Origin of the sequence: Pseudomonas sp. VD-NE ins (assembly GCF_031882575.1) — a bacterium.
Lineage (GTDB): Bacteria > Pseudomonadota > Gammaproteobacteria > Pseudomonadales > Pseudomonadaceae > Aquipseudomonas > Aquipseudomonas fluorescens_BZ.
Genome location: NZ_CP134772.1, coordinates 1,699,593 through 1,714,562 on the forward strand (window position 1 = coordinate 1,699,593; position 14,970 = coordinate 1,714,562).

Annotated in this window: 5 protein-coding genes; 2 read left to right on the forward strand and 3 right to left on the reverse strand. The window is 61.0% G+C overall.

Going from position 1 to position 14,970, the window contains the following annotated elements; all coding sequences use genetic code 11:
* Nucleotides 1-7: 7 nt before the first annotated feature.
* Nucleotides 8-604 (forward strand): DTW domain-containing protein, encoded by a 597-nt coding sequence (locus RMV17_RS07475; protein ID WP_311886152.1) that lies wholly within the window; start codon nt 8-10, stop codon nt 602-604.
* A 144-nt stretch (nt 605-748) separates the two neighbouring features.
* On the opposite strand, the gene RMV17_RS07480 is transcribed toward RMV17_RS07475, so the two are convergent.
* The 3 genes from RMV17_RS07480 to RMV17_RS07490 all read right to left on the reverse strand — a co-directional run bounded on the left by RMV17_RS07480 (nt 749) and on the right by RMV17_RS07490 (nt 5,796).
* Nucleotides 749-2,110 carry an HlyD family type I secretion periplasmic adaptor subunit gene (locus tag RMV17_RS07480; protein ID WP_311886153.1) on the reverse strand — a complete coding sequence of 454 codons (1,362 nt, stop codon included), beginning with the start codon at nt 2,108-2,110 and terminating at the stop codon, nt 749-751.
* A gap of 10 nt (nt 2,111-2,120) precedes the next feature.
* Nucleotides 2,121-4,280, reverse strand: a complete 2,160-nt coding sequence (locus RMV17_RS07485) for a type I secretion system permease/ATPase (protein WP_311886154.1) — start codon at nt 4,278-4,280, stop codon at nt 2,121-2,123.
* A gap of 157 nt (nt 4,281-4,437) precedes the next feature.
* Nucleotides 4,438-5,796 (reverse strand): TolC family outer membrane protein, encoded by a 1,359-nt coding sequence (locus tag RMV17_RS07490; protein ID WP_034153231.1) that lies wholly within the window; start codon nt 5,794-5,796, stop codon nt 4,438-4,440.
* A 532-nt stretch (nt 5,797-6,328) separates the two neighbouring features.
* Here RMV17_RS07490 and RMV17_RS07495 point away from each other — a divergent pair.
* Nucleotides 6,329-14,929, forward strand: coding sequence for a retention module-containing protein (locus RMV17_RS07495; protein ID WP_311886155.1), 8,601 nt, complete (start codon nt 6,329-6,331; stop codon nt 14,927-14,929).
* The last annotated feature ends 41 nt before the right edge of the window (nt 14,930-14,970 follow it).

Below are 14,970 nucleotides of genomic sequence, written 5' to 3' on the forward strand. Positions count from 1 at the left end.
AAGAAGTATGTCCAGACCCCAATGCCCGCGCTGCCTGCGCCCCCAGACCCATTGTCTGTGCCCGCTGATCCCGAGCCTCGACAGCCGCACGCGGGTGTTGCTGTTGCAGCATCCGAGTGAGGTCAATCATGCGTTGAATACCGCGCGGTTGGCGGCTTTGGGACTGACCAATGCCGAGCTGATTGTTGGTGAAGTATTCGAGGATTTGCCGGCGCTGTTGAATCGGCCGGGGTATCAGGCGCGGTTGTTGTTCCCTGCCGATGATGCGCAGCCGATGCAGGCTTATGGTGCATCCGACGAGCCGTTGTTGCTGGTGGTCCCGGACGGCACATGGCGCAAGGCGCGGAAGATGTTGCACCTCAATCCGCTGCTGGCGGCGTTGCCACGCGTGACACTGGCCGAGGGTGGCGTGTCGCGCTATCGGCTGCGCAAGGCGCCGGGGCCGGGGGCGTTGTCGACCATCGAGGCGATTGTGCAGGCGTTGCAAACACTGGAGGCGCCGGCTTCATTCGAGCCGTTGCTCAAACCGTTCGAGGCGTTGATCGAGGGGCAGATTGCGGCGATGGGGGAAGAAACGTTTCAGCGTAATCATGCTGAAAAATAGTCGGTGTTCTTGCTGGCCTCATCGCTGGCAAGCCAGCTCCCACAGGTTCTGAGGTGTTCACAGGTTTTGTGGCCGACACGGACACTGTGGGAGCTGGCTTGCCAGCGATGGGGCCAGTCAATTCATCACAAAATCCGCATATCTCTAGCGTTCGCGCATCGCCTCGGTCCGGGCTTTCAGCACCGGTTTTAGCAGGTAATCCAGGACACTTTTCTCCCCGGTAATAATGTCCACCGTCGCCACCATCCCCGGAATGATCAGCAACGGTTTCACATCCCCGCCCAAGTGGTTTTTATCGGTACGCACCTGAATCAGATAGAAGCTGTTGCCCTTGTCATCGGTGATCGTGTCGGCACCGATCAGCTCAAGCTTGGCGCTCAGCCCACCGTAAATCGTGTAGTCGTAAGCACTGAACTTGACCATGGCTTTCTGGCCCGGATGCAGGAACGCAACATCCTGCGGCCGCACTTTAGCTTCGATCAGCAGGTTGTCTTCCAACGGCACGATTTCAACCATGTCGCTGCCCGGCTGAACCACGCCGCCGATGGTGTTGACCTTCAATTGCTTGATCACGCCGTGCACTGGTGAGGTGACGGTAGTGCGGGTGACGCGGTCGTCGATGGCGATGCTGGTCGCGGTGATTTTCGACAGGTCGGTGCGTTTCTCATTCAGCTCTTTCGCCGCCTCGGAGCGGAAGGTTTGCTCAGATTCATCGATCTTGCTGCGGATCTCGGCAATCGCCGATTCGGCGCGGGGAATCGCCAAAGTGGTGGCATTCAGCGAGCCACGAATTTCCACGGCGCTGCGCTTGAGGCGGAGGATTTCCACGGGGGACACCGCACCGGTTTTCACCAGCGGTTCGGACATGTTCATCTCTTGTTGCAGCAGCGCCAGGCTGGAACTGAACTGGCCTTGTTTGGAGCGAAATTCGGCGAGTTCCTGAGTCTTCTGCCGCAGTTGTTCGCTCAGCGTGCGCTGCTCGCTGGCCAAGCGGCGCTGGCGTTGTTCGTACAGTGAGCGTTCGTCCTCGGCGACTTGCGGTGCCTTGGCGATCACCTCATCGGAAAGCTTGAACGGCCGGCCCTCGGCCTCCGCCGATAGCCGTTCGACCTGCGCGGTCAACGCATAGCGATCGGCCTCGCTCTCGCCCTTGTTCGAGCGAAAGCGTGTGTCATCCAGACGCAGCAGCGTGTCGCCCTTGTTCACCATCTGGCCTTCACGCACGAAGATCTCGGTGACGATGCCGCCCTCAAGGTTCTGGATTACCTGAACCTTGCTCGACGGAATCGCCTTGCCTTCGCCCATGGTCACTTCTTCGAGCACGGCGAACTTGGCCCAGACCACCGCGCTGATCAGCAGCGCTGCGGCCAGCCACACGGTGATCCGCGACCAGCGCGGCGAATCCTGCAGGGACGCGCCGGCGGTTTCCGGCATGAATTCGGCTTCGGCGCTTTTGCCGAAACTTTCGAAGTAGCCGCGCTCTTTGCTATCGGTGGAAGCAGACATGGGGCAACTCCTAGACCGCCGCCGAGCCGACACGGCCCTTGCGCAGTGCATCGATGACCGCTTCTTTCGGACCGTCGGCGACGACCCGGCCGTTGTCCAGTACCAGCAAGCGGTCCACCAGACTCAACATCGAGGTACGGTGGGTGACCAGCAGCAATGTCTTGCCTTGCACCCAGCCGTGCAGCTTCTGCCGCAGTTGGTCCTCGCTGCTGTTGTCCATGGCACTGGTGGGTTCGTCGAGCAGCATGATCGGCGGGTCGAGCAGCAGCGATCGCGCCAGCAAAACGGCCTGACGTTGGCCGCCGGACAGCAATTGTCCGCGCTCACCCACCGGTCGATCGAAGCCTTGCGGATGCTGGCGAGCGAGTTCGGTAACGCCGGTCAGTTCAGCCACTTCGAGCATTCGCGAATCGCTGATGTAGCGCGCGCCGAGGGTGAGGTTGTCGCGCAAGCTGCCGGCCAATAGCGGTAGGTCGTGGGCGACATAGCCGATTTGCTGGCGCAGGTCGGCGACATCGAGTTGGCGCAGGTCGAGGCCGTCGAGCAGCAGTTGGCCCTCCTCGGGTTCATAGAAACCCATGAGCAAACGCGCCAGGGTGCTTTTGCCCGAGCCGCTGCGGCCGATGATGCCGACCCGTTCACCGGGTTTCAGGCTGAAGCTGACGTTGCTCAACGCCGGCGCATTCTGGCCGTTGTAATGAAAGGTCACGCCGCTGACGTCGAGCGCGCCTTGCAATTGCGTGCGCTCCAGCGGCCGCTGTTTGCCGTCGCGCTCCTGCGGCAGGGCCATCAGTGCGTCGGTGCTTTTCATGGTCAGTTGCGCTTGCTGATAGCGGGTGATCAGCCCGGCAATCTGCCCCAGCGGCGCGAGCACGCGGCTGCCGAGCATGTAGCTGGCGACCAGCGCACCGACGCTGAGGTTGCCGGCGATGATGCTGTAGACCCCGGCAACAATCGTCGCCATCCCCGAGAATTGTTGAATGAACAACGTGCCGTTGGTGGCCAGCGCCGACAGATTGCGCGCGTGGCTGTCGAGGCGGGTGAGGGCGCCGTGGGTGCTTTCCCATTTGTGCTGGCGCTCACTTTCGGCGCTGCAGGCCTTGAGGGTTTCCAGGCCGCCGAGGGTTTCAATCAACACCGCTTGGCGTTCAGCGCCGAGGCTCAGGCTCTTTTGCACGGTGTCGCGCAGGCGCACCTGAATGATCATCGCGAAGACGATGGTGATCGGAAACGCCAGCAGTGGAATCACCACCAGCCAGCCGCCGAGCAAGCCGATGACCACCAGCATCAACACCACGAAAGGCAGATCGATCAGGCTGGTCAACGTCACCGCCGTGAGAAATTCACGCAGGCCCTGAAAGTCATGAATGCTCTGGGCGAAACCGCCGATTGTCGCCGGCCGTGCCTTCATCGACATGCCGGTAATGCGCTCGAATAAAGTCGCGGAAAGGATCACATCGGTTTTCTTGCCGGCAGTGTCGAGCAGGTGCGCACGCACCACCCGCAACACCAGTTCAAACCCGGTGCCGATCAGCAGCCCGATCGACAGCACCCACAGGGTCGAGGTGGCCTGATTGGGCACCACGCGATCGTAAGTCTGCATGACGAACAGCGGCACCATCAGGCCTAAAAGGTTGATCAGGAAACTGGCGAGAATCGCATCGCTATACAACCATTTCGACAGCTTCAGGGTGTCGCGAAACCACGCATGCACCCGTGGCACCAGCGGCGAGCGCAGGTCTTCGAGTTCATGGCGTGGGCGGGCGAATAATGCCTGGCCGCTGTAGTGCTCGGTGAGTTCTTCACGGCTGACCCATTGCTCGCCGCCATCGGCTTCACTGGGCAGGATCAGCGCTTTGCCGTCGTCGCCGAAACGCCGCAATACGGCGGTGCGGCCGTCGTTGAGCAGCAACAGAATCGGCAGATTGAGTGGCGAGATGTCTTTCAGATCGCGGCGCAGAATACGCGCCTGCAACCCGGCCCGGGCGGCAGCGCGGGGCAGCAGATCCAGACTCAGGCGCTGCTTGTTCAGGGGCAGCCCGGCACTCAGGCTGGCGCGGCTGACTGTCGCGCCATGCAGTTTGCAGAGGATCAACAGACCGTCGAGTAACGGATCATCGAAGCTCAGCCGCGGATCGACCCCGGTATGGCCGGGTTCCATGCTGGTCATATTGATCGCCTCTGTTGAACGGGCACGGGAATCCACACATTGATCGTTCCCACGCTCCGCGTGGGAATGCAGCCCGGGACGCTCCGCGTCCCAAAGCGGACGCAGAGCGTCCATTGAGGCATTCCCACGCAGAGCGTGGGAACGATCAACAGTGGACTTATTTCAGCTCGGGCAGGCGCGCTTCGTTTTTGACCTCGGTCGCAGCGATCGCATCGGCCGGCAGCACCACCCGTTGTTTGCTCAGCAACTGGCCCATGTTCGCCAGCACGCGGTACATCGAGTATTCCTCGGTGTAGCGGATTTCGGTGTAGCGACGGTTGGCGTTGTAGAGCTCGTTTTCACTGTCGAGCAAGTCGAGCAGGGTGCGTTGGCCGAGGCCGAACTGATCCTGATACGCGGCGCGTACACGTTTGGTGGTTTCAGCGTATTCGCGGGCGGTCGGGGTCTGTTTCTTCGCGTTTTCCATGGCGTTCCACGCCAGGCGGATGTTCTCGTTGAGTTGGCGCAGGGCGTTGTTGCGGATGTCCATCGCCTGGTTGATCTGGTGCGCATCGGAGGCCAGGCGCGCCTTGTCACTGCCGCCACGGAACAGGTTGTAGTTCATCACCACACCCACGCGCCATTCGTTATCGTGGCCTTCATCGCCCTGCACGTTGTTGTTCGCGCCGACGGCCGCTTCCGCGTCGAAGCGTGGATAGAACGGCGACTTGGCGACTTCGTACTGGCTCTCGGCCGATTGCACGTCAGCCTGGGCGGACTTCAGATACGGGTTGTTGTCGACCATGCTCTGCTGGGCTTCACGCAATTGGGTCGGCAGTTCGCCACGGGTCGAGGCCGGGGTTTCCAGCTCATCAGGCATGCGCCCGACCACGCTGTAGAAGTTGGCTTCGGCGTCAGACAGATCGACTTCAGCGGTGTCGAGGTTGTTCTGCGCCAGCGCTTTACGCGCGACCGATTGATCCGAGTCGGCGGTGCTGCCAACGCCACGCTCGGTGCGCAGGCCGATCTGATCGTTGACGCGCAAGTGCGCCTGCAGGTTGTTGCGGGCCAGGGTTACCAGCTCGCGACGCTTGAGCACTTCGAGGTAGACCTCGATGGTGCGCAGGGCCAGATCCTGAGCGGTGCCTTGCGCGTAGTACGCACGCGAATTGGACACGCCCTTGGTGCGCTCGACTTCGTTGGCGGTGTTGAAACCGTCGAACAGCATCTGCCGCAGGCGCAGCTCGGACTGGGTGTAATTGAGGATTTCGGTGTGGTGATTACCGAAGGCTCGGGTATTGGTGTTGTCACTGTAGCCACGGCCATAGGCGGCGTTCAAATCGACGGACGGATAGAAGCCGCCCTTGGCGACTTTGACTTGTTCATCAGCCGACAGGCGGGCGTCTACGCGCGAGGCCAGTTCCGGGTGAGTGGCGATGGTGCTTTGAATGGCCTCGGTGAGGTTCATGGCCTGGGCTTGAGAAGTGCAAGCCATGGCCAGCAAAACCGCGCTGCAGAGGGGGGTTAGAACGCGCATGGGTGCATCTCCCTGAGTCCTGATGGTGTGTTACTGTCGCCAAATATTTGACGATATTTTTAGGTGTAAGCGTTTCACTCTTGTAACAACAGAGCTAAGAACATCCTGAAGCGTAGCTAAGAAAAAATTTTCATAAGGCTTATGCCGAAAAAAACTTATGCGCTTTGTAAAAACCGGCACATTGTTCAGCATGAAAGCCTTTGTTTTATGCGCTTTAGGGAGCGCAAAAAGGCTTGAGGAAAGTTCCACTCACTTTGCGACATACGGCGAAGTACTGCTGAAGGGGAGGGACGCGTAACGGTTGATGAGCGACAGATTTTTGTCACTCGGGTGATTCACAACCGTTACGTAGCGTTAGTAGGCGTATTGCTTTGATCAGGATGCGGAAGTGCTTGATAGCACTGATGTTTCCGAAAGAAGCCACCTGCGAAACGAACTGTTGAAGGTGCGAGCGTCGCCTCCAACAACCCGATTGAGCCATGGGCTGCTTCGCTTACCAGTGCCGACGGTGGTCGGCAGCGGAGGATTTCACATGGCAACGCTCATCGGTACAGTCACTAAAGTCATTGGCCAGGTTTTCGCTCAGTCAGCGGACGGTGCTAAACGCGCACTGGTTGAAGGCGATCGCCTGTATGCCGGCGATCAACTGATCACCGGCGCAGAAGGCGCCGTCGCCGTTCATCTGCAAAATGGCCAGGAACTGACCCTGGGTCGTGACAGCAGCCTGACCATGACCGGTCAATTGCTGGCCGATCAGGCAGCGCATGTGAATGCGCCAGAGGCGGTGACCCCGAGCGAAGCGCAGCTCACTGACGTCGAGCAAATCCAGAAAGCCATCGCTGCCGGTGACGATCCGAGCAAAACCGCTGAAGCCACTGCCGCCGGCCCGAATGCACCGGGTGGTGCGCCGGGTGAGTTGGGCGGTGGTCACAGTTTCGTCTTGCTGACGGAAGTCGGTGGCCGGGTCGATCCGATCATCGGTTTTCCGACTGCCGGGTTCGGCGGTATTCCTGAATTCCCCGAAGAACGCCACAACGCGGTGATCGACAACGGCGACAACACCCCGGCAGTCGTGGTGCCGCCACCGGTCAACAATCCCGTGACCCTCACAGGCCTGAACGTGGCTGGCGGCGAACTCAATCTCAATGAAGCCAATCTGCCTGACGGCTCGGCGGCCAATCCTGGCGCACTCACGCAAAGCGGCAGCTTTACCGTGTCGGCGCCGGACGGTCTGACCAGCCTGAGCATCGGCGGCATCAACGTCATCGTTGGTGGCGTGTCGATCGGCTTTCCGCAATCAATCACCTCGCAACTGGGCAACACCCTGACCATCACCGGTTACAACCCGGCGACTGGCGTTATCAGCTACAGCTACACCCTCAACGGCAACGAAAGCCACGCTGCGGGCGATGGCGCCAACAACCTGAGCGAGCAGTTCACCGTGATTGCCGGCGACAGCAATGGCGACACCGCGACCGGCACGCTCGACGTCAACATCACCGACGACGTGCCGAAAGCGTTCGATGACAGCAATGGCACGGCGTCAGAGACTCAGCTGACGCTGACCGGCAACGTTCTGACCAACGATGTGCAAGGGGCGGATCGCGTACCGAGCGGGCCGGTAACCCCAGGCACGTTCACCGGTACTTACGGCACCTTGGTGCTCAATGCCAACGGCACGTACACCTACACGCTGAACACCAACGACGCCGACTTCAAAAACCTGCACGGCGGTGGCAACGGCACGGAAACTTTCGCTTACACCATCACCGATTCGGACGGTGATACCAGCACGGCGAATCTCGTTCTGCAGATCCACAACAACGACGATCCGGTGATCATCAACGGCCTTGACGTGAATGGCGGCGAACTCACCGTCTACGAGAAAAACCTCAGCGACGGCAGCGCACCGGATTCCAGCGCACTGACCCAAAGCGGCACATTCACCATCACCGCACTCGATGGCGTCACGACGCTGACTGTCGGTGGCATCGCCGTCGTTACCAATGGCGTGGCAGCAGGTTTCCCGCAATCGGTCACCACGCCGCTGGGCAGCACGCTGACCATCACCGGTTTCAACGCCACCACCGGTGTCGTCAGCTACAGCTACACCTTGGTCGACAACGAAGCCCACCCAACCGCCAATGGCGCGAACAACCTGCCTGAGCAGTTCGCGGTCACCGTGGTCGATGACAACGGCACCACCGCCAATGCCACCCTCGACGTAAACATCGTCGACGACCTGCCCAAAGCCGTAGATGACAGCAACTCCGGCACCGCCTCGGAAACCTTGCTGACCCTGACTGGCAACGTTCTGACCAACGATGTGCAAGGGGCGGATCGCGTACCGAGCGGGCCGGTAACCCCAGGCACGTTCACCGGTACTTACGGCACCTTGGTGCTCAATGCCAACGGCACGTACACCTACACGCTGAACACCAACGACGCCGACTTCAAAAACCTGCACGGCGGTGGCAACGGCACGGAAACTTTCGCCTATACGATCACCGATTCCGACGGCGATACCAGCACCGCCAATCTCGTGCTGCAGATCCACAACAACGACGATCCGGTGATCATCAATGGCCTGAACGTCGAAGGCGGCGAGCTGACGGTTTACGAGAAAAACCTCAGCGACGGCAGCGCACCGGATTCCACCGCACTGACGCAAAGCGGCACGTTCACCATCACTGCGCTGGACGGCGTGACAACCCTGACTGTCGGTGGCATCGCCGTCGTTACCAATGGCGTAGCGGCAGGCTTCCCGCAATCCGTGACCACTCCACTCGGCAGCACGCTGACCATCACCGGTTTCAACGCCACCACCGGTGTCGTCAGCTACAGCTACACCTTGGTCGACAACGAAGCCCACCCAACCGCCAATGGCGCGAACAACCTGCCTGAGCAGTTCGCGGTCACCGTGGTCGATGACAACGGCACCACTGCCAATGCCACCCTCGACGTCAACATCGTCGACGACCTGCCCAAAGCCGTAGATGACAGCAACTCCGGCACTGCATCGGAAACCTTGCTGACCCTGACTGGCAATGTCCTGACCAACGACGTGCAAGGCGCCGACCGCGTACCGACTGGGCCGGTAACCCCAGGCACTTTCACCGGGACTTACGGCACCTTGGTACTCAACGCCAACGGCACATACACCTACACGCTGAACACCAATGACGCCGACTTCAAAAACCTCCACGGCGGTGGCAACGGCACGGAAACCTTCGCTTATACGATCACCGATTCCGACGGTGATACCAGCACGGCGAATCTCGTTCTGCAGATCCACAACAACGACGATCCAGTAGTCATCAGCGGCCTCGACGTGAATGGCGGCGAACTCACTGTTTACGAGAAAAACCTCAGCGACGGCAGCGCACCGGATTCCAGCGCACTGACCCAAAGCGGCACATTCACCATCACCGCACTCGATGGCGTCACGACGCTGACTGTCGGTGGCATCGCCGTCGTTACCAATGGCGTGGCAGCAGGTTTCCCACAATCGGTCACCACACCGCTGGGCAGCACACTGACCATCACTGGTTTCAACGCCACCACCGGTGTGGTCAGTTACAGCTACACCCTGGTCGACAACGAAACGCATCCAACCGCCAATGGCGCGAACAATTTGCCTGAGCAATTCGCCGTCACCGTGGTCGATGACAACGGCACCACTGCCAATGCCACCCTCGACGTAAACATCGTCGACGACCTGCCCAAAGCCGTGGATGACAGCAACACCGGCACCGCGTCGGAAACCTTGCTGACCCTGACTGGCAATGTCCTGACCAACGACGTGCAAGGCGCCGACCGCGTACCGACTGGGCCGGTAACCCCAGGCACTTTCACCGGGACTTACGGCACCTTGGTTCTCAACGCCAACGGCACGTATACCTACACGCTGAACACCAACGACGCCGACTTCAAAAACCTGCACGGCGGTGGCAACGGCACGGAAACTTTCGCTTACACCATTACCGATTCGGACGGTGATACCAGCACGGCGAACCTCGTTCTGCAGATCCACAACAACGACGATCAGGTCTACCTCAACGGCCTCGACGTCAACGGCGGCGAACTCACCGTCTATGAGAAAAACCTCAGCGACGGCACCAGCCCCGACACCCCGGCGCTGACCCAGAGCGGCACCTTCACCGTGACCGCGCTCGATGGTTTGCAAACCCTGACTGTGGGCGGCATCAACGTGGTCACCGGCGGTGTGGCCGCAGGCTTCCCGCAATCGATCGTCACCCCGTTGGGCAGCACGTTGACCATCACCGGCTATAACCCGGCCACCGGTGTGGTGAGCTACAGCTACACCCTGGTCGACAACGAAACCCATCCGAACGCCAACGGCGCCAACAGCATCACCGAGAACTTCAACGTCGTCGCCACCGACACCGATGGCAGCACGGCCAGCGGCCAGATCAACGTCAATATCGTCGATGATCTGCCGAGCGCTCATCCTGATGCCGCATCGGTGGCGGAGGGCGGCACGGTCAGCGGTAATGTGTTGGACAACGACATCGGCGGCGCCGACGGCCCAGCCGTGACCGGTGCAGTGGTCGGCGTGCGCGCTGGTGCCGACACCTCGACTTCGGCCATCGGCGGCCTCAACAGCAACATCAACGGCACCTACGGCTACCTGACCCTGGACGCCAATGGCAACGCCGTCTATCACAGCAATCCCAACGTTGTGAACGGCCCGGGCGCAGTGGATGTGTTCACCTACACCGTGCGCGATTCCGACGGTGATGAAAGCACCACCACCATCACCATCGATGTCGCCAACAGCAAGCTGTGCGCGACCAGCGACACCGACGTCACCGTGTACGAGAAAGCGCTGGACCTGACCAAGGACGGCGCGGATCTGGCGCCCGGTACGGTCACCGGCAGCGACCCGACCAGCACCGGCGAAACTGCGACCGGCACCTTGGTCGGCTCGGTCACCGGTGCGGTCGGCGCGATCAGCTATGCGCTGGTCGGCAGCGCGACCGGCAACTACGGGCAGATCGTCCTCAACCCCAACGGCACGTACACCTACACGCTGACTTCGCCGGCAAGCACCACACCGCATGCCGACGACGGCGCCAACAGCCTGACCGAAACCTTCACCTATCAGGCCACCGATTCGCTGGGCAACATCGTCACCAGCACCATCGTTGTGAGCATCGTCGATGACGTGCCAAAAGCTGTGAACGACAGCAACGCCAACACGGCTGCGGAAACCCAACTGACGCTCACTGGCAATGTGCTGACCAACGATGTGCAAGGCGCCGACGTGGTCGCAACCGGACCGAATGCCGGGCCGATCACCGCCGGCACCTTCACCGGTACTTACGGCACGCTGGTGCTCAACGCCAACGGCACGTACACCTACACGCTGAACCCCAACGATGCCGATTTCAAAAACCTGCACGGCGGCGGCAACGGCACCGAGACGTTCACCTACACCCTGACCGATGCCGACGGCGACACCAGTACCGCCAACCTGGTGCTGAACATCCACAACAATGACGATCCGGTGGTACTCAATGGCCTCGACGTCAACGGCGGCGAACTCACCGTTTACGAGAAAAACCTCAGCGACGGCAGCAGTCCCGACACCCCGGCGCTGACCCAGAGCGGCACCTTCACCGTCACTGCGCTCGATGGCCTGCAAACCCTCACCGTCGGCGGCATTGCCGTGGTCATCAACGGTGTTGCCGCTGGCTTTCCGCAATCGGTGGTTTCGCCGCTGGGCAGCACCTTCACCGTCACCGGTTACAACCCGGCCACCGGGGTGGTCAGTTACAGCTACACGCTGGTCGACAACGAAACCCACCCGAATGCTAACGGTGCCAACAGCCTCACCGAGAACTTCAACGTCGTGGCCACGGACACCGATGGCAGCACGGCCAACGGCCAGATCAACGTCAACATCATCGATGACCTGCCGACCGCCAAACCCGACACCGGTTCGGTGGCCGAGGGCGGTACGGTCAACGTCAGCGTGCTGGGCAATGACATCAGCGGTGCCGATGGCGCGGCGACAGTGGTCGGCGTGCGCGCCGGCAGCAATACCGGCACCTCGGCCATCGGTGGCCTCAACAGCAACATCAATGGCAACTTCGGTTACCTGACCCTTGATGCGTTGGGCAACGCCGTCTATCACAGCAACCCGAACTCGGTGAGCCCACCGGGCGCCACCGACACCTTCACCTACACCATCCGTGACAGCGACGGCGATGAAAGCACCACGACCATCACCATCAACGTCGCCGACAGCAAACTGGTAGCCTCGGTCGATCAGGACGTGACGGTGTATGAAAAAGCCCTCGACCTGACCAAGGACGGCGCGGATCTGGCTCCCGGTACGGTCACCGGCAGCGACCCGAGCAACACCGGCGAAACCGCGACCGGCACACTGGTCGGCGCAGTTACCGGCGGTACGGGCGCGATCACTTACACCCTGGTCGGCAGCGCCACCGGCAGCTACGGGCAGATTCAGCTCAACGCCGACGGCACCTACACCTACACGCTGACCTCGGCGCCGAAAACCTCGCCGGGCGCCAACGACGGGGCGAACACCCTCAGCGAAAGTTTCACCTACAAAGCCACCGATGCACTGGGCAACAGCACCACCAGCACCCTCGTGGTCAACATCGTCGACGATGTGCCAAAAGCCGTGGCGTCGGATCGTTCGGTGGCAGCGGTGGAAATCGATTCCAACCTGCTTATCGTCCTCGACATCTCCGGCAGTATGGCCGACGCCTCCGGTGTGCCGGGCCTGTCGCGGCTGGACCTGGCCAAGCAGGCAATCAGCGCCTTGCTCGATAAGTACGATGACCTCGGCGATGTCAAAGTCCAGCTCGTCACCTTCAGCAGCAACGCCACTGACAGAACGTCGGTATGGGTCGATGTGGCGACCGCGAAGACGATTCTCGCCGGTCTGTCGGCGGGTGGCGGCACCAACTACGACGCCGCGGTGGCGGTCATGCAAACCGCGTTCAACACCTCGGGCAAACTCACCGGGGCGCAGAACGTCGGTTACTTCTTCTCGGACGGTAAACCCAACGAGGGCGACATCAACGCCGCTGATGAAGCCGCGCTGAAAAACTTCCTTGATGCCAACAACATCAAGAACTACGCGATTGGCCTGGGCAGCGGCGTGAGCAACGCCAACCTCGACCCGCTGGCGTATGACGGCATCAGCCACACCAACACCAACGCGGTGGTGGTCACCGATCTCAATCAACTCAACTCGGTGCTGTCCGGCACCGTACAGGGCGCGCCGGTCACCGGTTCGTTGCTGGGCGAGGGCGGTACGTTCGGCGCCGATGGTGGCTTCATCAAATCCATCGTCGTTGACGGCACCACTTACACCTACGATCCGAAAGCTCTCAGCGGCCAAGGCTCGTTGACGCCAAGTGGTGGCGCCAATCACGGCACCTTCAACACCGTCAACAACACGTTGAGCATCGCCACCAATAACGGCGGCACACTGCTGATCAACCTCGACACCGGCGATTACACCTACACCTCGCAGAAAACCACGGCGGTGGTGATTACCGAGAACATTGGCTTCACCGTCAGCGACAACGACGGCGACCTCGCCAGTTCGACGCTGACCGTGAAAGTGATCCCGAACGCGCCACCCGTGGCAGTCGACGACCACGTCATCACCAACGTGCTGTCGAGCAATATCGTCGTGCCGGGCGAACTGTTGCTGGCCAACGACACCGATCCGAATGGCGACACGCTCAACGCCACGCCGACCACCTTCAACACCGGTTGGATAGCGAAGGGCGCGGACTTCACCGGCACCGGCGCGATCACATTCAACGGCAACAGCAACACTGCCGCCAACCAGACCCTGGCCGATGTGCGCAATGCCTTCGCCGCCAACACCGCAGCGATGACCGCGGTGCTGGTGATCAGCGGCTACCTCGGCGCGGTGACCAACGCCAATGCCAACGATGAAGACCTGATCACCGTCAAACTGAAACAGGGCGAAACGCTGAACCTGGATCACAACCTGGCGGCCGGGCACATCACCATGGAGTACTCGCTCAATGGCGGCGCGTTCGTGACCATTGCCGACGGCGGCACCATCACCGCCAGCGCCGATGGCACCTACCAGATCCACGTCACCAACATCAGCAATACCAGCGGCAGCAACCCGAATGCGGCGGAAAACTATCAACTGACCATGACGGTCAACTACGCCGGGGCCCACGACGTCACACCGGACTTCCACGGCACCTACACCGCCAACGACAACCATGGCGGCAGCGACACCGCCAATGTGACCATCAGCTATCAGGATGGCCATACCCTCACCGGCACCTCGGGGGATGACGTGCTGGTGGCCGGCACCGGCAACAACATCATCAACGCTGGCGACGGCAATGATGTGCTCACCGCAGGCTCGGGCAACAACGAGCTGCACGGCGGCGCCGGCAATGATTTGCTGTACAGCGGCCCGGGCAATGACTTACTCGACGGCGGTACTGGCATCGACACCGCCAGCTACGCCCACGCCACGGCCGGAGTGACGGTCAACCTCGGCCTGCTCGGTGCGCAAAACACGATCGGCGCGGGGACGGACACCCTGACTGGCATCGAAAACCTCGTCGGCTCGAACTTCAACGACACCCTCACCGGCGATAACAATAACAACGTGATCAACGGTGGTCTGGGTAACGACATCCTCAACGGTGGCGGCGGTGACGACCTGCTGATCGGCGGCATGGGCAACAACACCATGACCGGCGGCGCAGGGGCCGATACCTTCCAGTGGCTCAAGGGCAACAGCGGCCATGACCTGATCACCGACTTCACCCCCGGCACCGACAAACTCGACCTGTCGCAACTGCTGCAAGGTGAAAACGGCACCACCGCCTCACTGGATGACTACCTGCACTTCACTGTCAGCGGCAGCGGCGCCTCGGTCCTCACCAGCATCGACGTCAGCGCCATGGCCGGTGCAACGCCGAACCAGACGATTGATCTGGCCGGCGTCAATCTGGCCAGCCATTACGGCGTGACGCCAGGGGCGGGCGGCGTGGTTGCCGGTGGGCATGACACGGCGACGATCATCAGCGGGATGCTGAACGATCATTCGTTGAAGGTGGATACGGTGTAAGCGAAGGCTGAAACGAAAAAAAACCGCCGTCCCGTTCAACC